We start from the raw sequence: 17360 nt of genomic DNA, 5'->3' as shown, positions 1-17360 counted from the left end.
TCCCATTCTGGCGTTCATACAATCGCGTCTTCGTCTGCCACGGGGTTGCGGAGGAGGCCGATCTGGTCGATCTCGACTTCCACAGTGTCTCCGGGGCGCATGAAGAGTTTTGGGTCGCGAGCCCATCCAATCCCAGCCGGCGTGCCTGTGGCGATGACGTCGCCAGGTTCCAGCGTGATTGCCTCTGAGATAATGGAGATGAGATCGGCGACGGAATAAATCATATCCGACGTATTGCCACGCTGGACAGTTTCGCCGTTCAGCCGGGTTTCAACAGCCAGCCCGGCCGCTCCTTCCGGTAGCTCATCCGCCGTAACCAGTACCGGCCCGAAGGCGCCTGTGCCATCGAAATTCTTGCCGACAGTCCACTGGGGCGTCTTGAATTGATAGTCGCGGATCGAGGCATCGTTGAAGATGGAATACCCGGCCACGTGCGAAAGCGCCTCCGCTGGGGATACATGCCGGGCGGTCTTTCCGATCACAACGGCCAGTTCGCCCTCGAAATCAAGTTCATGGGATTTGCGCGGCCGAATGATCGCGGCCCGGTCAGGGATCAGGCTGGTGGCAAACCGGGGGAACAGGGTCGGGTACTCGGGCTGTTCATAGGGAGATTCCGCAGTGTGGTCGGCGTAGTTGAGCCCAACACAAATGATCTTTCCTGGCCGCGGGATCGGCGGCAGCACCTCAACGGACGAAATGTCAATTCGAGGCGCCTGCTTTGCGGCTTGTGCAAGCGCATGGAACTTTGCGCTGCCAGTCACCGCGTCGATCGGGTCAATCTCCCCGAGATCGGCCCAGTCACTTCCGCAGCCAAGCGCCATCCCCTGCTTGCCATCCCTCTTGTAGGTCAAAAGCCTCATGTCCGTCACTCCTTCAGAATCAGCTTGCATTGGAATGTATCACGTATTTTCCAAAATACAAAAGTTTTGGAAAATATAGCCGCTGACCGTATTGGCTCTGGAGCGCGGGCTAGTTTCCAAAATCCTTGCTTGCGCGTGAGGAAATTGATATTTTCCAAAATACTGGAAGATTGAAAAACAGCGAAGGGCCAACGCCATGGATCAATCCAGATCGCCGGAAAGTGGGCCAACCCGCACTGCGGAAGTCACGGACGTATTGAGAAACGACATTCTGGAAGTGCGTCTCAAGCCAGGCGAACGTTTGCGGTTCGACGACCTGCGGGAACACTATGGCGCAGGAATCTCGCCGCTCCGGGAAGCGCTGATGCATCTCGCGGCGCAGGGATTGGTCGTTTCTGAACATCGGAAAGGCTACCGGGTTGCCCCGGTTTCAAAAGAAGACTTGCAGGAGATCGCCCGGCTGAGGGGTGAGTTCGATGCCTTGGCGATCGCAGAGAGCATCCGGCATGGTGATGAGTTGTGGGAAGGGAGGATCATCGCAGCCTTCCACGCTCTTCAGAAGCGCAATAAGATCGGGCCGGACAGTGAAATCGACCGGGATTGGGAGCGTTACCACATCAGATTCCACGAAGAACTGGTATCGGAGTGCAAACTGCCGAAGCTTATGGAGTTTCGCTCGATTCTTGATCTGCAAGCCCGCCGGTACAGGCGGATTGCCGTTCACTACCTCACGACACCCCGCGACGATGTTTGCGAGCACAAGTCGATCCGGGATGCAGTCCTTGAGCGCGATGCGGAGTTGGCAGGCCAACTTATCAGGGAACACTTCCGCAAGACGGTGGATATCATCCTAGAGGGAAACTTCGCCTGACCCCTGCGTCGGCCAGCTGTCCAAGCTTCAATTTTTCTCCTGAGACACCACTGCCTCACGACTTTGCAAGGCCGGTTTTCAGCAAGGGCGCAAAGCTGCCCCGCGGCTTGGTGGAAGACATCGGTCCGGGCCGTTACTGCGGCTGCGCGATCAGGTTGCAGACCCGCCTTGTCACATCGATGCCGCCAGGGGCGGCTAAACTGCCAAAGCTTGCGAACGCGCAACCGCAATCCCTTGCGGACCTGTGTGGCCTTGGTACGCAATTAGGTTAATGGCTTCTCCGGCAGCTGGCCCCGTTCAGCTAAGGCAGAGGACATCGGCCACCTTCCTGACAGTTTCCGGACTACGCAGCATTCTCACCTATCGGGCAGTGGAATGAATTCGTCCTTGTCGTCTTGAGGCAGGTCGAACAACCCCTTTCCCCAGCGAGCGGCACGCCATTCTTCTTTGGCCTCTTCAATCCGGTCTTGGGATGAGGCCACAAAATTCCACCAGACATAACGCGGACCGTTCAGCGTGGCTCCGCCAAGTGCCATCAGCCGTGCTCCAAGGTCACCTGCGGCAACCGTGATTTTATCGCCGGGGCGGAAGACCATCATCCGGCCTGCCTCAAATGTCTGCCCTGCAATGCTGACCGAGCCCTCAGTGACGTAAAGCCCGCGATCCTCGTGATCATCCGGCAGGGGAAAGCGCGCGCCAGGGGCGAGTGTTACGTCAAGGTAAAAGGTTTCCGAATAAAGTGTTGCGGGGGCATTTTCACCATACGCGTTTCCGAGGATAAGCCGGGCAGCTACGCCGTCGGATTCGATCAGCGGCAGCCTCTCCTTGCCGTGGTGTTCAAAAATTGGATCCATGTCCTCGCGATCCTCGGGCAGCGCAATCCACGTCTGGATACCGTAAAGACTATGCGGTCCCTGTCGCCCGGTCGAACTGGTCCGCTCCGAATGGGTCACGCCCTTGCCGGCCACCATCCAATTCAGCGCGCCTGGCTCGATGATCTGGTCGCTGCCTATACTGTCCCGGTGATGAAAATCGCCGCTGTACAAATAGGTTACGGTACCCAGACCGATATGGGGATGCGGGCGCACATCAATACCCTGTCCTGTCAGGAATTCGGCCGGCCCGGCCTGATCGAAGAAGATGAACGGTCCAACCATCTGCCGCTTTGGCGCGGGGAGGGCACGCATGACTTCAAATCCGCCCAGATCGCGGGCGCGGGGAACGATCAGTGTTTCGATTGAATCGACGCCAATGTCATCAGGGCAGCCAGGTTCCAATGCGGGGTTCCAGCTCATGTCGTTGTCCTCCTTTAAAGTTAATTGAGTAGATCTGGCTGACTGAAGGTCGGTTAATTCGCCTGCTCCGGTGCGCCAGATCCCGGGATGGCGTCAGCATGCAGCGGGATCTATCCTGGGAAAAATCAGGTGATGCTGGTTTTCGCGGGCAGGGCCTTCCTCCGGCCGCCTTTTGTGGAAGCGAGGTGATTGCTGACCCTAGCCGCAATCACGGCATATACCGTGTGACAATCTCTCGTTGAACGCGGTGGTGGGCACGCCTTTACTCATGAGCATCTTGGACGCAATCACTGAAGCGGCGGAAAACCGTACCACCCAAAATTTCGCTCCTGTCCGGGGCGGCAGTAAATAAGGAACAGCGCCGAGTTCCTGGGTGGCAAACGATTCTTGCAAGGTCACGGTGTGTTTCACTCCTGCTGACAGTCTCTTTCGTTGCTTTGTTGTGAGAGGTTATCCGCGCGCGGAGTCCAGTTGCTCGCCATCATGTTCAACTGCGCGTGCTTTTTGATAGCTTTCAATCAGAAGCTGGTACTCGGGGAAGATCCGGGTATAGATCTCTGCCCATTTCCCGGCGTCATCGCGATGCCAGGTGCGCTGAATTTCTGATGCAACAGCCGCGGTGTCCATAGGAACAGCACCCGCCTGAACAACCCGGGCAAGCGTGATCTCCTGGGCCATTTTCGAATAGGTGCCGGACGCGTCCACCACCACAAAAACCTTGTACCCGTCCGCAATCGCGCTGATTGCCGGAAAGGCCATGCAGACGCTGGTAATCGTGCCAGCGATGATCAGTGTCTTCCGGCCTGTTTCCTCGACGGCTTTGACAAACTCGGGATTGTGCCAAGCATTGATCTCGCCGCGGCGTGCCACGTACTTCGCATGGGGGGCGTTCTCGTGGATCTCGTGGATAAGCGGGCCATTCGGTCCTTGAGGGACGGAAGCCGTTGTGATCACAGGGATTTCCGCCAGGGTCGCCATAGAGGCCAACGCCCCGGCATGACGGCGCAGAGCAGTCATCGGCATGTCATTTACGGTCTGGAACAGGCCGCTTTGGTGGTCGATCAGCAGCATCACAGCGTCATCGGGGTCGATTACCGGGAGAGAGTTCTCAAAGTTTGCGGGGGTGCTCATTCTCGTTCCTCCCAGGGGAAGTTTTTCTGTGCGCGGATCAGCGCCGGGATACGCTCTGTACCGATGCCCGATCAGGTGCGGCTTTTATTATATCGACGCTCATCTGACCCTGCGTTCGTCTTTTCCGAACACCGCGTATCAAGGCGATGCTGTTGACGTTTCGAGGTAACCTAGGACTCTAAGCCAATGTGGCAACGTTTCTTGCTCGGTGTTGATATTGTATTCCTGAGGGTGGAAAATGAGGAAACTTACTATTGCGATGGGCGCGTGCGCGCTCGCCTCATATCACGACTTGGTATGGCCGTGTGCGGGCTTGGTCGCCGGCGTGAACTCCTTTCCGAAGGCCGGCCGGGGTATCAAGGGATTGCACAGCAGCATTGCCAGCGCCGGGAGCTTTCACGCGATACCGGATATGCTAGCAAGGAGCGCAGAAGCGGAGAGGGCGATGGCTCGCGGGGCCGGTAAGTGACGACGGGAATCCATCACGTCACAGCGCTTACCCGGAATGTTCAGCGCAACGTGGACTTCTACGCCGGTTTCCTGGGGCTGCGTCTGGTCAAACAGACCGGCGGCTATGAAGACGGCGAACAGCTCCATCTGTTTTACGGTGACAATCTAGGCACTCCAGGCTCAATCATCACTTTCCTGGTCTGGCAGGAAGGCGCGTCCGGCCGCGTGGGACTGGGGCAAGTCAGCGAGATTGCTTTCGCCGTGCCGCCCGCAAGTATCGGAGACTGGCTGCAGCGGGCGATAACGGCGGGCGTGTCCCCGAGATTGTTGATTTTCACTGAGAACTGACCCGGTATGGTCGATGTTCTGTCGCTGGTTCTGCAGCATGACGAGGAGGCCGTTCTACGCGCCGTCGAACTGGCGCTGGAGGCTGGGGTGCCAACCAAAACGCATATCCTGAATCTGCTGCACCGGTTGATCGACGAGAAACAAACCGATCTACCCGACGTCGACGCCAGAATGACAAGCTACGCGGGCACAGCGAGACGATTGGTGAACGGCTCCAACAGGATCTGGAGGCGATGGCGCCGTTGTCAGCCACACCTTTTGCAGCCTGTGACCAGACGTCCGGGCGGGTCAGCTCGCTCGCACTGGTGCGCTACAAAACCAACGATTATTCCGTGCCGGTTGCCTTCGGGCACCGGGATGTCTGGATCCGCGCCTATGTCGACCAGGTGGTCATCGGCTGTGGCGGCGAGATCATCGCGCGACATGCCCGCAGCTACGGCCGCGAAGACATGATCTTCGATCCGATTCATTACCGGCACATCCCTTACAGCGAGGAGAAGGAGCGCAAGCTTGCCATGGGTGCCTTTGAGGAGGGCGCGCCGCATGTGGTGCTGCTGGCGTTCAAGGGCGAGGTGCCAGTGGGGCTTGCTGCGTGTTCGGTCGGGGAATATCACACTGGCACCGATGTTCGGATTGCCAGTATTCAGAATATCAGCGTGTCGCGGAGTGTTCGGTCTGCTTTGGGCGGCGGGCGGGTGGCCTTGGGGCTGATGCAAGCAATCCACCGCTGGGCGAAGGCGCAGGAAGCACAGGAAGTGGCGTTGCATGGGACATCCGGAGTCGGCTTGCAGCGGCGGCATAAATTGGCGGTGAGAGTAGGGTATGAGTTTACCGGTGGAAACTATGTGCGGCTGTTCAATGAGTAGCTTTATTCACGCAAAATGGGTCCACGGCCTGCGCCTGCTACGAATTCTTTGAGGAAAGACAATGAAAGATCGGACCAAAATACCTCAAGCGAAAAGCTTTCTTGCCGGAGTGGCGTGTTCAATATGTTTTGCTGGCATTGGTGTAGATTTGAGTGCGCAAGAAACTGCCGCAGATCTCTCGAATCCCACGAATAGATTTATTCGCCAGAACCCTGAGAAAGATGTTTTGAGTCATTGGCGGGATGATATAGCTCTTGAGCTGGTGGGCCCCGGAGTTGATCAGAATTTCTTTCGGGCAAGCGCTTTTGCCAAGATGCTCGCCGATAACGCCGGCGTTCAACTACGCTAGTTGGTGAAACTGAAAGTTGGTTTACACCTAAACTTACACCAAGCGAGGATGCGAATTTTCTGATCGTGTTTGAAAACGGTAATGCATCTAATTTGCTGGCAAAAGATGCTATTTTTGCCGAAGATACTTCGTTGAGTGTCAATCGGTTGAATCGTGATGTAAAGAAAGTTATTGAGCGTGGTTTGCCAAAGCGGGGGCCAGGGTGCTACGGGAATTGGGCGGCAAGTACTGAAAACGCAATCTCCGCGTTCGTGTTAGTAGTTTTCCCAGTTGAAGACTCCGAACTGAAGAATGCCTGTTATGAGACACTATTGCCTGCGTCCTTCGGAGTGTATCCAGCAGTAACGACTTTGGACTTTTAGTACGCGCCCTATTTCGAAGGGGATGGAGTTTTTTATGATGACAGTGAGGTCTACCAGCTGCTGCGTGCGGCCTCGTTTTGTCGAAATGAACTTTTGGAAAAACACTTGGCATGTGTATCCGGAGTGTTGGGGCATTTGTATCCGGCACATGTTGAATCTCTAAAAAAGTAAATCCCACTAACACGTTTTCATACTTTAGGAATTTTCAAATTGGCAGATGGCATTCATGGCATTCATGGCATTTCTGGTCGAATTGGTCCGGATTTTGGGTTTGGGAATTTGCGCGGGCGTGCGACAACTGACGCCGATGCTGTTGGCCGAAGCATTACGGCACGCGGCGCATTTGGGCCCTTTGGTGTTGATTTTCACTGAGAACTGACCCGGTATTTTCACCGAGATTTGACCCACCCTTGTTTATGTATCAGCGGTTATTTCGTGGCAATGCTGGCGTCTCCTTCCGTGTTTTCTTTGCGGCCTCGGAGCTGGCTTTGAAGCGGTAACTGTCGTTGCCGGTTTCCAGGATGTGGCAGCGGTGGGTGAGTCTGTCGAGTAGAGCCGTCGTCATCTTTGCGTCTCCAAATACCTGGGCCCATTCGGCGAAGCTGAGGTTGGTGGTGATGATGACGCTTGTCTACCCGTTCCTGCCACGGACTACGGTGCAGACGACATCTCCGGCCAGCTACATGTGCCTGACAACCGGTGCCCGGACATGACGGAAGCCCCGCAGATCCTGCTGAACCACCAACTCAAGAAGCTGAAGCTGCCGACCATCCTGCGGGAATACGACAAGCAAGCCCGGCTCTGTGCTGCCGAGGCTCGTGACCATGTCCAGTTTCTGGCCCGCCTGATCGAATTGGAACTTATCGATCGGGAACGGCGTATGATCGAACGGCGGATCAAGGCCGCAAAATTCCCGGCGACCAAGAGCCTGGACAGCTTCGGCTTCACCGCAATCCCCAGCCTCAACAATATGCAGGTCTTGGAACTGGCGCGCTGTGAATGGGTCGACCGCTGCGAAAACGTCATCGCTCTCGGCCCCAGCGGCACCGGCAAGACCCATGTGGCGCTCGGCCTCGGCCTGGCCGCTTGCCAGAAAGGGATGGCGGTCCGCTTCACCACCGCCGCCGCCATCGTCCACGAGTTAATGGAGGCCCGCGGCGAGCGCCAACTCCTGCGGCTTCAGAAGCAACTGGTGAAGCAGAAGCTTCTCATCATCGGCGAACTGGGCTTCGTGCCTCTCAGCAAGACCGGCGCCGAACTGCTGTTCGAACTGATCTCCCAGAGATACGAGCGCGGTTCCATCCTGATCACCTCGAACCTGCCGTTCGAAGAATGGACAGAAACTTTCGGATCAGAGCGCCTGACAGGTGCCTTGCTCGACCGCTTGACCCACCATGTCAGTATCTTGGAGATGAACGGCGACAGCTATCGGCTGGCACAGAGCAAGGCTCGCCAAAACTCCTGAACCAAGCCTGGATTTGGTCCTAACGGACCAAGGCGCCTTGGCAACCGACAGCTATGTGGGGAGCGCGTTTGCCAAGGCGCCGGTCACGCCCAGACTGGCCGACTTTTGCTCCGCCCCGTGGCCGGATTTTGCGCCGCCGTTGACACTGACATGCCCCGCATTGGCCTGCCGACACGCAGGCCCGTAAGCGCGAAAGATGTTAGCGATCTCCAGCCTGGTGCGGGTCACCGGCCCCAGGCGCTATTCATTCCCCGTCGCAAGGTCTCGTCTTGCAGCAGCTTGATCTGTTCATAGGGGCTGACCGTGCTGCGGATCGTCTTTGTGGCTACCTGCGTGTAGCGTGCCGTGGTGCTCAGCCTGGCATGGCCGAGCAACACCTGGATGACCCGGACATCGGTGTTGGCCTCCAGCAGATGCGTCGCAAAGCTGTGGCGGAGCGTGTGCAGCGTTGCCGCCTTCTTGATGCCCGCCATGTGCTTGGCCGAGGTGAACGCCCGGTTCAACTGTCGTGGTGACAGTGGATTGGTCTTCGGCTTTCCCGGGAAGAGCCATCCCTCCGGACGGGACACGCGCCAGTAGTCGCGCAGAAACGCAAGCAGGTTGGGCGACAGCATCGCCTTACGATCCCGCCCGCCCTTTCCATCATCGACATGGATCAGCATACGGTCGCTGTCGATGTCCGTGACCTTGAGGTTGCATACCTCGGAGGCGCGCAGACCGGCTCCGTAGCTGATGCCAAGGGCGGCACGATACTTGAGCCCGGGGCCGGGAACCGCGGCCAACAGGTCGGCCACCTCCTCGACGCTGAGCACCACGGGCAGTTTGCGGGGCTTGCGGTGGAACTGCATGAAGCGCTTCATCTCTTCGCGCCCGCAGGTCACACCGAAGAAGAACCGCAAGGAAATGATCCGAACATTGAAGGTGCTGGCTGATACCCCGTCTTCAGTCATCTTCAACTGATACGACCGCAGCTCCTCGGGGGCCGCCGTATCGGGTGATCGGCCAAGAAAGGCCGCGAAGTGCTTCACGTTACGGATATGGGCCTTTTGGGTCTTCTCCGCCAGACCCCGGATGTTCATGTCTTCGATCATCCGCTGGCGCAGCCGGGTCACCCTCTCCTCTGTCATGGGAGCCTCCTGTCTGATGATTGAGAAGGCCCCAATCGTCAGGCAGCTTGCTGAGCCAGCCAAATGTGCCTCGTTATGGGCGCCCCACGCCCGTGGCCACGAGCGCCAATGCCGCGGAGCGGCTTAGCCCATCCAATAGTCAGTCGTCCCCGCGGCAAACCACTGCAAAACAAGGGGTGAGCGGACTTCAGCCTAGCGACGGTAAAGCGGGGTGGAATAATTCATCAGCTGCCCCTTGGAAGGGCTTGAATGCAGATCCGGGAATACTGATTTCAATTGTACTCGAGGGAATTGCTCCTTCGAAGTTTTCAGGAGAAAACGAATATGCGTCGTGCAGCAGTTGGTACTATGATGGCCGCTCTGATCGCGGCTCCGGCCTTCGCCCTTACGGTTTCGGACGTCGATACCGATGGCGACAGCCAGATTTCCTTCACCGAAATGGCGGTGATGTATCCGGACCTGACCGAAGCAGCCTTCGGCGAAGTCGACACCAGCGGTGACTCTTTGGTGGACGAAGCGGAACTCGCCGCCGCTCTTGAAACCGGCATGATCGAGGAGCCAGCCGAGTAACCCTCCTCGGTCAGGTTTTCGCGCTCAATCAAAGGATTGAAGAGATGGCTGTGAACATGCATGCGCCCAAGATGACCAACTGGTGGGTCTGGGGCGGAACTGCCGCTGCCGCAATCGTTGTGGTTGCGGCTCTCGGCTACGGGTTTGACTGGTTCGGCGGCGGGGTCACCGATGAGGTGGTCCCTACGATCGAACAGACCGCGCCTGTAACTGAATAGGCGTCAAAAACCTAGAAACCGTACCCCCGGCGGACAGAAATTCGCCGGGGGTGCGCGAGCTACGTTTATGTTCTCTGGCCGTGACGTTGGCACGTGTTCCGAGGCGGCTCGCCTGCTTGCTTGGCGAAGCCGTTAATGATTTCTAAATTACTGTGTTTATTGCGCTAAATAATTTTGGTCGCATCTTGTAGTCCGCATCGCCCAGGGCCATTTGTGTACTACGCGAAACACTTTGAATCGCGATGTCTCTGATGGAGAGAATTATGAGTAGAGTCACCATTGGTGCTCTTCTCGCGACCTTCGTAGCCTTCTCGGCTCATGCCATGAGCGCCGAGATCGATACTGACGGGGACGGAAAAGCAACCCTCGTTGAGCTTCAAGCGGCCTTTCCCGAAATCACCGAAGATCTATTTCTGGAAATCGACACTAACGCAGACGGCTTCGTGAACGATGAAGAAATGATGATCGCGGTCGAGACCGAGATGATCCCTGATATCGAAACGGACGCGTAACGCCCGGCCGTGGAGATCGTGCAATGCAGAAGCATGACAAGTTCAGATGGGTCTATGCATTTCTGGACCTCTGGCTGAACGTCTCACCTTTCCTGCTTCTTGGCGGTAGAAAATCGCTGATGAACGCGAGGATCGGTGAGGCCGGGGTGCTGATGCCCGGCGGTCTGGTGGCGCTTTGGGTGGCGTGTTTGAACCACCCCCTGCAAGACCTGATGCAAGCGGGTGCCGGTCTGACATTGGGTTCTTCGATGATCGCAGCACCTTTGGCGCTGGGTCTCGGCGAAAGCTCCATGGCTGTTTGGAACGCTCAGGTAAGTGGTTCTGTCTTCGTTTTGGGCGCTGTCCTCGAGCTCTATTGCCACTGGGTAGGCCACAACGCCCAGTGAACTTTCTGGAGTGGGGCGATTGTCGCCCCACCCGCCTTCAACTCGGGGCCTATTGTGCCTCGTCAGGACAACACCGTGACAATCAAAAAGCTCTTGAAGGACTCGAACGTCAGCCTGCGAACAATCGCGCAAACCGCACAGATCGCCCAGGCCATCACCTTGCTGGCCGCTGACGATACCTCGACCCTCCTGGTGACAAATGACAACCAGACAATCAACGGTATTTTGTCGAGCAGCGATATCGTCAAATATCTCGACGACAACAAGAAGGTGCCGGACGGCCTTCTTGTGCTGGACGTGATGACAAAAGACGTAATCACCTGCGAGGTAACAGACACTGTCCAGCGCCTTGAACTGCTGATGACCCAAAACAACGTGCGCCACATTCCGATCACGGATGCCGGGGCGCCCGTTGCCCTGATCAGCGTCATCGACGTGACGCGCTACCGGCTGTCTCTGGCCGAAGGCGAGATGTCACAGATGCGCGATTTTGTCAGCGGCGGCGGGTAACGTCCGCGGCCCGCCAAAGCCGGGACACCCAGAACTGAACCTGTCGCCACTTGCGACATCCCCCCCTCCCTGAAAGGCACGACAATGAAGAACGATAGACACGGTAGACGCGGCAACAAGGAAGCCAAGAAACCGAAGCAGGAGAAGCCGAAGGTCTCCGCCACAGCCAATTCTCTTGCAGGCAAGCCTGCATTGGAAATTGGCGGAAAGAAGCTGAAGTGACACTCGCTTGCCCCTGCGGCGATCAAACACCGCAACCCAACAAATGCGTCGAATAAACGATTGGAGCACGCGCAAGGCTCGCGTGCTCCTGCAAAGGCACCGAAGAGTGGCAAGCGCCATTGCACCCGAATTTTGACCACACCCACCGGAACTCGCCAGAAGGAGCAATTCCGAGATGTTTAAGCCTCTACACGACCGCGTTCTGCTCCGCCGCATCGAAGGCGACGAAAAGACGAAGGGCGACCGGATCTCCGTGGACGTCAAAACCGGCGACAGGATCCTGTTCGGCAAATGGTCCGGCAGCGAAATCAAGATCGACGGCGAAGACCGGATGATCATGAAGGAGAGCGACATCTTAGGTATTATCGCCTGACCCCTTCTGTCCTCCCCTCATTTTTAGGAATTCCGACATGTCTGCAAAAGACGTCAAGTTTGGCACAGACTCCCGTCACCGCATGCTCAAGGGTATCAACACCCTCGCCAACGCCGTCAAGGTTACACTGGGTCCCAAGGGCCGCAACGTCGTCCTGGAAAAATCCTGGGGCGCACCGCGCATCACCAAGGACGGTGTCACCGTCGCCAAGGAGATCACCCTGTCCGACCCGTTTGAGAACATGGGCGCACAGATGGTCAAGGATGTCGCGTCGCGCACCAATGAAGAAGCTGGCGACGGCACGACCACCGCAACGGTTTTGGCACAGGCCATAATCAAGGAAGGTATGAAATCTGTCGCTGCGGGCATGAACCCAATGGATCTCAAGCGTGGCATCGACAAAGCAGTGGTCGCCGTAGTGGCCGAGGTCAAAGAGATGTCGCGCCCGGTCGGCGACACCGATGAAATTGCCAAGGTCGGTACGATTTCGGCCAATGGCGAATCCGCGATTGGCCGACAGATCGCCGACGCGATGGCAAAGGTTGGCAACGAAGGCGTCATCACCGTCGAAGAAAACAAGGGCCTGGAAACTGAAACGGAAGTCGTTGAAGGTATGCAATTCGACCGCGGGTATCTTAGCCCCTACTTCGTCACAGAAGCCGAGAAAATGAGGGTGAGCCTGGAAGACTGCGTCATCCTGCTGCACGAGAAAAAGCTGACCTCTCTGGCCCCGATGGTGCCCCTGCTCGAAGCGGTTATTCAAGCGGACAAGCAGCTCTTGGTTGTCGCTGAGGATATCGACGGCGAAGCGCTCGCAATGCTCGTTGTGAACAAGCTCCGTGGCGGTTTGAAGGTTGCGGGCGTCAAGGCACCCGGCTTCGGGGATCGTCGCACGGCGATGCTGGAAGACCTCGCTATTCTTACAGGCGGCCAGGTCATTTCCGAAGAACTCGGCATTAAGCTCGAGAATGTCACACTGGACATGCTGGGCGCCGCCAAGAAGATCACTATCACCAAAGACGCAACAACCGTGATTGACGGGGCGGGCGTCAAGGCCGCCATTGCCGCACGCGTGACGCAAATCCGCACGCAGATCGAAGACACCACGTCAGATTACGACAAAGAAAAGCTGCAGGAACGTCTCGCGAAACTCGCAGGCGGGGTCGCCGTTATCAAGGTGGGTGGTGCGACAGAAATTGAAGTCAAGGAGCGTAAGGACCGCGTCGATGACGCCCTGAACGCAACGCGCGCGGCCGTCCAGGAAGGCGTTGTTCCCGGCGGCGGTGTTGCTTTGGTCCATGCCGGGAAAGTGCTGACCGGTCTTACGGGTGACAATGCGGACCAGACGGCTGGGATTGCCATCATCCGCAAGGCGCTCCAGGCTCCGCTTCGGCAGATCGCTGAGAATGCAGGCGTTGACGGATCGGTCGTTGCCGGAAAGATCGTCGAGAATACCAGCAAAACGTTCGGCTACGATGCGCAGGCAGACACATACGGAGACATGCTGAAGGCGGGTGTCATCGACCCCACGAAGGTTGTTCGAATTGCGCTTCAGTACGCGGCCTCTGTCGCAGGCCTGCTCGTGACAACCGAAGCGATGGTTGCCGACCGACCGGCGAGATCCGGCACAAACGACATGGCTGACATGGATAGCCTGATGTAGCCAGACGTAAGGCGATGGCTTGCAGCGACGCGCTGCAAGCCATTCGGTTGGGCGCAGAACTGGTTTCGTAGAGTGCCTCAGTATGATCTCTGCCTTACCAAGCCGAACGTCAGATTGCCCTTGCCGCGGTTCGGATGAACGGCGTCTACTCTCGCCGCAAGGCAGCATGTGTCAATACCACGCCGCAGCGATATCCCTGCTGCGTGCGCGCGCAGCGAGAAAACTGAATTTACAAGTTGGGCTCGAAAGCAGTTTTCACCGCTTTCGCCGCGGAGGGCTGCTCCTGAGATGCGAACGACAGCGCATAGGGCAAGACCCAGGGAACTCAAGAGCTTGGTTCACTTCACCGATGGCCGGTTCCGCAGCGCTCGCACCGAGGTACATGCTGCACTGGCATTCGGCGGCTTCGAGCCCACTTTACCACATGCTGTGCCTGGCACGGGCGGCAGGACTGCGCAGGTGCCGACACCCCCGGTTCACGCCATCCGCGGCATCGCGGCTCAATGCCGGACGCCGCGGACGACAAGAGCAAGCCTTGGTATCACCAGGCCCAGCCCGGTCTCATACGGCCGGTGGAACTCCTCGAATGCGGTCCTGAATTCCTCTCGCCGGTCCGGCGGGAGGGTGGCGCAGGTGGCCGCGACCGGACCAAACCCTTTGACGTATTCCTCCCACACCGTGGTCACGTCAGGGGCATAAAACGTCGTCACCTGTTCGCGGCTCTCGATCTCAAAGTGCGCGCCCAAGACCTCCTTCAACCAAGTTTCGCGGCCCCAGTCGAAGGGCGAGGCGGGTGGCGGAGGCGCATCGGACCATTGTCCGACCAATGCGAAGAAGCCCGCGATGTATCCGTCGGGACTGTCGGACCAGGTTGCCAGCGCCAGGCGGCCTCCGGGCCGGAGCACACGCGCCATTTCGGCCGCGGCCTTCTTTGGCGCTTTCGAGAAGATGACGCCATAGGTGGAGATCACCCCATCGAAGCTCCCGTCAGCGAAAGGAAGCGCCTCGGCCGCCGCCTGTTGAAAAACCGGCCGGGGATCAAACCCGGCCGACAGCGTTCCGGCCGCTTCGAGCATACCAGGTGCAATGTCCATGCCGGTGACGGCGGCGCCGCGCCAGGCCGCAAGCCGTGCGGCCCAGCCCGTGCCCGTTCCGATGTCGAGGATGCGTTCGCCGGGCCGTGGCCAAAGGGCCTGAACCGTATGCGATATCGTGTCGGACAGGCCGAACGATATGCCGTCGTAGGATTTGCCCGGCTGGCCCCACATCCGTGCTTCAGGGCTTAATGTGTTGACGTTCATCACAGGCTCCTTTCAGTGGCTTTGGACCGATTGTGCCAATCAGCTCCGCCGGCGGATACTCCACGATCTGGAGTATTCAGGGCGAGACAGTTGGGCTATCCTGCGTACAGCACGGGAGGCCGTCATGAAGAGCTATGGTCAATTCTGTCCCATCGCCAAGGCCGCGGAAATCTTTTGCGAACGCTGGACCGCGCTGGTCATCCGCAACCTCGGGGCCGGTGCGGAACGGTTCAATGACATACATCGCGGCGTGCCGCATATGTCCGCCACGCTGCTGACGCGGCGCCTGCGCCAGCTGGAAGCCGAAGGCCTCCTTAAGCGCAAGCGAAGCCAGACGGGGAAAAGCTGGACGTATCACCTGACCGACGCCGGTGCCGAGTTTCTGCCCCTTGTCAGCGCGCTCGGGACATGGGGGCAAAGGTGGACACGGCGTGAGCTCAGGGACGGCGAGCTCGATTTGGGGCTGCTGATCTGGGGGATGGAATATTCCGTCGATCCCATGGCGTTCGGACCAAGCCGCCACGTCCTGCGCCTGAGCGTTTCCGACCAGCCGGAGCACAAGAGGCATTACTGGTTCGTGTGCGAAGCAGGAAACCTCGACCTTTGCGTTGCCGATCCCGGCGGGGGCACCGATCTGTTTCTGGATGCTTCGCTCAGCAACCTGATCAGTGTCTATCGCGGCGATGTCGCACTGGAGGCCGCGATCGACGACGGGCGGCTTAAGGTCGATGGAACGCCGAAGCACATCCGGCGTCTGCGCCGCTGGTTCAACTTCGGCACCATGGCCAAGACACCGTCAGATGAGGACGGTCCGTCCCGGCGATTGGTGCCGACGCCTTCCGATCCCCGATAGACCGAAAACGCGAGGCCTTGACGCGAGCAGGAGAGCCGGCGCCATGTTTATCGGTTGCCAGGGTTTCTCGTGCTGTTGGAGCCAGACATTCAGGCCGTGGGTACGAACGGCAATAAAGTCCGCAGTGTGTGAACTCACCGATCCGAAACCTCGCAGTCGCAGCGAACGGCATGGTGTGTTTGCGGCGGCCGCTCTCCCAGGGCGAACGAGGTCCGATAAGATCGGCCTCAGCAGAACCAGCCGTGAAGGAGAACGACCATGTTGCACTATGTTGGTCTGGACGTGTCCGTCAAATCCGTGTCGATCTGTGTTGTCGATGAAGATGGCGAGGTGCTGGCGCGCGGCGAAACCAGTTCGGATCCGGACGAGATTGCATCGTTTATTTCCGAACATTCCGCCAAGCCCGAGCGGATCGTGCATGAGAGCGGCATCCTGGCCATCTGAAACACCCGCGAGCTGGAGAAACGCGGCCTTCCGATCATCTGCATTGATGCCCGCCTGGCGCACAAGGCGCTGTCTGGGCGGATCAACAAGTCCGATACCGGTGAAGCCGAAGGGCTGGCGCATCTGGCCCGCACCGGCTGGTTCAGCCGGGTTCACATCAGAAGCGAGGCGTCGGAGCGGGTTCGCGTTCTTATTGGCGCACGGGAGCGCCTGATCAGGATGCGCAAGGACCTTGAAGCGCATGTTCGCGGAGTGCTGAAGATTTTCGGGATCTGCATGGGGCCAGTAGGCCGGGCAGACCTGCGGCAGGGCTTCCGCGACCAGCTCGCAGAGGCAGGCCAGACCGACCCGGCGCTCGGCCTGATGGCGGATATGTTCATCCCGATCCACAGGGCGCTGTGCGCAGCCGCGGAAGCGATGGACGGCGATCTCAGGCTCATCGCGCGCCAAAGCGGCCTTGCCCGCCGCCTCATGACCGTCCCGGGCGTTGGGCCTGTCGTCGCGCTGTCCTTTATCGCTTCCCTCGACAATGCGGAGCGTTTCCGGAGATCGAGGGACGTCGGCGCCTTTCTCGGCCTCACTCCGCGGCGTCACCAATCCGGAGACATGGACTGGTCCGGCCGGATATCAAAATGCGGAGATCGTGATCTGCGAAGACTGCTCTACTCCGCGGCCACCACCTTAATCACCCAGGTCAGAAAGCCATCACAGCTGCGCGCTTGGGCCAAGAGGCTGCAAGACCGAAAAGGCTTCAAGAAAGCTGCTGTCGCGGCATCCCGAAAACTCGCCGTCGTCATGATGTCCATCTGGCGCGCTGGCACGATCTTTGAACCAGAAAGGGAGCTCATAATCTGACATCCAACCGAGACCCCGCCCACCAGAGAAAGGGCGGGTTCACCGCCCTTCGGGACGGAGGCGGATCAAGCCAGTCATAAGCTGCTGAAGGTGCGTGCTGTTCACTTCGCGAATGACATTCTGCCCGGTCAGCTCCCGGACGCCATCAGGAAGCGGAAACACCGACTTCGTAGAGAACCAAGACACCCGAACGGCTATAGAACCCGTGCTTGACGCTTCTGCAAACAGAGAGCAGGAATGGTGGGCTGCGCCGCAGCAGAAGACCTCGGCTGGTTGCGTCAAACAGCTAAGTTTGCAGAGGGCGGTTGCTGCGCACAGCTGCCGCCTGT

20 protein-coding genes and 4 pseudogenes are annotated in these 17360 nt (G+C 58.3%); 18 read left to right on the top strand and 6 right to left on the bottom strand.

The genetic code is table 11. The annotated features are described in order from the left end of the window. Window positions 1-14: 14 nt before the first annotated feature. A complete protein-coding gene (locus METH_RS16955; protein ID WP_024091711.1) occupies window positions 15-860 on the bottom strand; it encodes a fumarylacetoacetate hydrolase family protein in 846 nt (281 codons plus the stop codon). Between the two features lie 196 nt (window positions 861-1056). On the opposite strand from METH_RS16955, the gene METH_RS16950 reads away from it, so the two are divergent. Continuing rightward, window positions 1057-1731 carry a GntR family transcriptional regulator gene (locus tag METH_RS16950; RefSeq protein WP_024091710.1) on the top strand — a complete coding sequence of 225 codons (675 nt, stop codon included), beginning with the start codon at window positions 1057-1059 and terminating at the stop codon, window positions 1729-1731. 356 nt (window positions 1732-2087) lie between these two features. On the opposite strand, the gene METH_RS16945 is transcribed toward METH_RS16950, so the two are convergent. Further along, window positions 2088-3026 carry a pirin family protein gene (locus METH_RS16945; protein WP_024091709.1) on the bottom strand — a complete coding sequence of 313 codons (939 nt, stop codon included), beginning with the start codon at window positions 3024-3026 and terminating at the stop codon, window positions 2088-2090. A gap of 450 nt (window positions 3027-3476) precedes the next feature. After that, window positions 3477-4097 (bottom strand): hydrolase, encoded by a 621-nt coding sequence (locus METH_RS16940; protein ID WP_197538811.1) that lies wholly within the window; start codon window positions 4095-4097, stop codon window positions 3477-3479. A 525-nt stretch (window positions 4098-4622) separates the two neighbouring features. Between METH_RS16940 and METH_RS16930 the strand changes: the two are divergent. From METH_RS16930 to METH_RS24100, 5 genes and pseudogenes are all read left to right on the top strand, one after another. Continuing rightward, a pseudogene (locus METH_RS16930) lies at window positions 4623-4922 on the top strand (VOC family protein); the annotation flags it as partial. 39 nt (window positions 4923-4961) lie between these two features. Next, a pseudogene (locus METH_RS25430) lies at window positions 4962-5123 on the top strand (IS21 family transposase); the annotation flags it as partial. Then, window positions 5114-5497 (top strand): annotated as a pseudogene (locus METH_RS23400) (Mu transposase domain-containing protein); the annotation flags it as partial. The pseudogenes METH_RS25430 and METH_RS23400, both read left to right, overlap by 10 nt. Before the next feature lie 385 nt (window positions 5498-5882). Beyond that, complete coding sequence (locus METH_RS24105; RefSeq protein ID WP_156927517.1) at window positions 5883-6170, top strand: hypothetical protein; 288 nt, start codon at window positions 5883-5885, stop codon at window positions 6168-6170. 572 nt (window positions 6171-6742) lie between these two features. Continuing rightward, window positions 6743-6904, top strand: coding sequence for a hypothetical protein (locus METH_RS24100; RefSeq protein ID WP_206777819.1), 162 nt, complete (start codon window positions 6743-6745; stop codon window positions 6902-6904). 49 nt (window positions 6905-6953) lie between these two features. Here the strand turns inward: METH_RS24100 and METH_RS23395 are convergent. Next, window positions 6954-7163: pseudogene (locus tag METH_RS23395) on the bottom strand (ATP-binding protein); the annotation flags it as partial. A gap of 78 nt (window positions 7164-7241) precedes the next feature. Here METH_RS23395 and istB point away from each other — a divergent pair. Continuing rightward, the gene (gene istB / locus METH_RS16910) at window positions 7242-7997 is read left to right on the top strand and encodes an IS21-like element helper ATPase IstB (protein WP_024091703.1); all 756 of its coding nucleotides are present in this window, start codon (window positions 7242-7244) and stop codon (window positions 7995-7997) included. Window positions 7998-8221: 224 nt separating this feature from the next. Here the strand turns inward: istB and METH_RS16905 are convergent, their stop codons facing one another. Continuing rightward, on the bottom strand, window positions 8222-9124 hold the full coding sequence (locus METH_RS16905; protein ID WP_024091702.1) for a tyrosine-type recombinase/integrase: 903 nt from the start codon (window positions 9122-9124) through the stop codon (window positions 8222-8224). Between the two features lie 324 nt (window positions 9125-9448). Between METH_RS16905 and METH_RS16900 the strand changes: the two genes are divergently transcribed. The 8 genes from METH_RS16900 (at window position 9449) to groL (ending at window position 13578) form a co-directional block, all read left to right on the top strand. Next, window positions 9449-9694, top strand: coding sequence for a penta-EF hand family protein (locus tag METH_RS16900; protein WP_024091701.1), 246 nt, complete (start codon window positions 9449-9451; stop codon window positions 9692-9694). 44 nt (window positions 9695-9738) lie between these two features. Then, the gene (locus METH_RS24095; protein ID WP_024091700.1) at window positions 9739-9912 is read left to right on the top strand and encodes a hypothetical protein; all 174 of its coding nucleotides are present in this window, start codon (window positions 9739-9741) and stop codon (window positions 9910-9912) included. 263 nt (window positions 9913-10175) lie between these two features. Next, window positions 10176-10424: an EF-hand domain-containing protein gene (locus tag METH_RS16895; RefSeq protein ID WP_024091699.1), complete on the top strand. Its 249-nt coding sequence runs from the start codon at window positions 10176-10178 to the stop codon at window positions 10422-10424. 23 nt (window positions 10425-10447) lie between these two features. Then, window positions 10448-10810, top strand: a complete 363-nt coding sequence (locus tag METH_RS16890) for a hypothetical protein (RefSeq protein ID WP_024091698.1) — start codon at window positions 10448-10450, stop codon at window positions 10808-10810. 75 nt (window positions 10811-10885) lie between these two features. Then, complete coding sequence (locus METH_RS22795) at window positions 10886-11320, top strand: CBS domain-containing protein (RefSeq protein ID WP_052348731.1); 435 nt, start codon at window positions 10886-10888, stop codon at window positions 11318-11320. 84 nt (window positions 11321-11404) lie between these two features. Continuing rightward, the gene (locus METH_RS24580; RefSeq protein ID WP_024091696.1) at window positions 11405-11542 is read left to right on the top strand and encodes a hypothetical protein; all 138 of its coding nucleotides are present in this window, start codon (window positions 11405-11407) and stop codon (window positions 11540-11542) included. A 175-nt stretch (window positions 11543-11717) separates the two neighbouring features. Beyond that, window positions 11718-11915, top strand: a complete 198-nt coding sequence (locus METH_RS16880) for a co-chaperone GroES (protein ID WP_024091695.1) — start codon at window positions 11718-11720, stop codon at window positions 11913-11915. A gap of 37 nt (window positions 11916-11952) precedes the next feature. Further along, window positions 11953-13578, top strand: a complete 1626-nt coding sequence (gene groL, locus METH_RS16875) for a chaperonin GroEL (RefSeq protein WP_024091694.1) — start codon at window positions 11953-11955, stop codon at window positions 13576-13578. Window positions 13579-14078: 500 nt separating this feature from the next. On the opposite strand, the gene METH_RS16870 is transcribed toward groL, so the two are convergent. Continuing rightward, window positions 14079-14879 carry a class I SAM-dependent methyltransferase gene (locus METH_RS16870; protein WP_024091693.1) on the bottom strand — a complete coding sequence of 267 codons (801 nt, stop codon included), beginning with the start codon at window positions 14877-14879 and terminating at the stop codon, window positions 14079-14081. A gap of 124 nt (window positions 14880-15003) precedes the next feature. On the opposite strand from METH_RS16870, the gene METH_RS16865 reads away from it, so the two are divergent. The 3 genes from METH_RS16865 (at window position 15004) to METH_RS16860 (ending at window position 17031) form a co-directional block, all read left to right on the top strand. Continuing rightward, a complete protein-coding gene (locus METH_RS16865; protein ID WP_024091692.1) occupies window positions 15004-15732 on the top strand; it encodes a winged helix-turn-helix transcriptional regulator in 729 nt (242 codons plus the stop codon). A 258-nt stretch (window positions 15733-15990) separates the two neighbouring features. After that, window positions 15991-16176 (top strand): IS110 family transposase, encoded by a 186-nt coding sequence (locus METH_RS24935; RefSeq protein ID WP_245602913.1) that lies wholly within the window; start codon window positions 15991-15993, stop codon window positions 16174-16176. A 12-nt stretch (window positions 16177-16188) separates the two neighbouring features. After that, on the top strand, window positions 16189-17031 hold the full coding sequence (locus METH_RS16860; RefSeq protein ID WP_342667102.1) for an IS110 family RNA-guided transposase: 843 nt from the start codon (window positions 16189-16191) through the stop codon (window positions 17029-17031). The last annotated feature ends 329 nt before the right edge of the window (window positions 17032-17360 follow it).

Origin of the sequence: Leisingera methylohalidivorans DSM 14336, assembly GCF_000511355.1 — a bacterium.
GTDB lineage: Bacteria > Pseudomonadota > Alphaproteobacteria > Rhodobacterales > Rhodobacteraceae > Leisingera > Leisingera methylohalidivorans.
The sequence above is the reverse complement of the archived record's forward strand: the minus strand, read 5'-3'. Positions and strand labels throughout refer to the sequence as shown.

What these genes read in the sequence shown, in the direction of transcription:
- METH_RS16955 (WP_024091711.1), bottom strand. Translation starts at nt 860, where the DNA reads ATGAGGCTTTTGACCTACAAGAGGGATGGCAAGCAGGGGATGGCGCTT.
- METH_RS16950 (WP_024091710.1), top strand. Translation starts at nt 1,057, where the DNA reads ATGGATCAATCCAGATCGCCGGAAAGTGGGCCAACCCGCACTGCGGAA.
- METH_RS16945 (WP_024091709.1), bottom strand. Translation starts at nt 3,026, where the DNA reads ATGAGCTGGAACCCCGCATTGGAACCTGGCTGCCCTGATGACATTGGC.
- METH_RS16940 (WP_197538811.1), bottom strand. Translation starts at nt 4,097, where the DNA reads ATGCTGCTGATCGACCACCAAAGCGGCCTGTTCCAGACCGTAAATGAC.
- METH_RS24105 (WP_156927517.1), top strand. Translation starts at nt 5,883, where the DNA reads ATGAAAGATCGGACCAAAATACCTCAAGCGAAAAGCTTTCTTGCCGGA.
- istB (WP_024091703.1), top strand. Translation starts at nt 7,242, where the DNA reads ATGACGGAAGCCCCGCAGATCCTGCTGAACCACCAACTCAAGAAGCTG.
- METH_RS16905 (WP_024091702.1), bottom strand. Translation starts at nt 9,124, where the DNA reads ATGACAGAGGAGAGGGTGACCCGGCTGCGCCAGCGGATGATCGAAGAC.
- METH_RS16900 (WP_024091701.1), top strand. Translation starts at nt 9,449, where the DNA reads ATGCGTCGTGCAGCAGTTGGTACTATGATGGCCGCTCTGATCGCGGCT.
- METH_RS24095 (WP_024091700.1), top strand. Translation starts at nt 9,739, where the DNA reads ATGGCTGTGAACATGCATGCGCCCAAGATGACCAACTGGTGGGTCTGG.
- METH_RS16895 (WP_024091699.1), top strand. Translation starts at nt 10,176, where the DNA reads ATGAGTAGAGTCACCATTGGTGCTCTTCTCGCGACCTTCGTAGCCTTC.
- METH_RS16890 (WP_024091698.1), top strand. Translation starts at nt 10,448, where the DNA reads ATGCAGAAGCATGACAAGTTCAGATGGGTCTATGCATTTCTGGACCTC.
- METH_RS24580 (WP_024091696.1), top strand. Translation starts at nt 11,405, where the DNA reads ATGAAGAACGATAGACACGGTAGACGCGGCAACAAGGAAGCCAAGAAA.
- METH_RS16880 (WP_024091695.1), top strand. Translation starts at nt 11,718, where the DNA reads ATGTTTAAGCCTCTACACGACCGCGTTCTGCTCCGCCGCATCGAAGGC.
- groL (WP_024091694.1), top strand. Translation starts at nt 11,953, where the DNA reads ATGTCTGCAAAAGACGTCAAGTTTGGCACAGACTCCCGTCACCGCATG.
- METH_RS16870 (WP_024091693.1), bottom strand. Translation starts at nt 14,879, where the DNA reads ATGAACGTCAACACATTAAGCCCTGAAGCACGGATGTGGGGCCAGCCG.
- METH_RS16865 (WP_024091692.1), top strand. Translation starts at nt 15,004, where the DNA reads ATGAAGAGCTATGGTCAATTCTGTCCCATCGCCAAGGCCGCGGAAATC.
- METH_RS24935 (WP_245602913.1), top strand. Translation starts at nt 15,991, where the DNA reads ATGTTGCACTATGTTGGTCTGGACGTGTCCGTCAAATCCGTGTCGATC.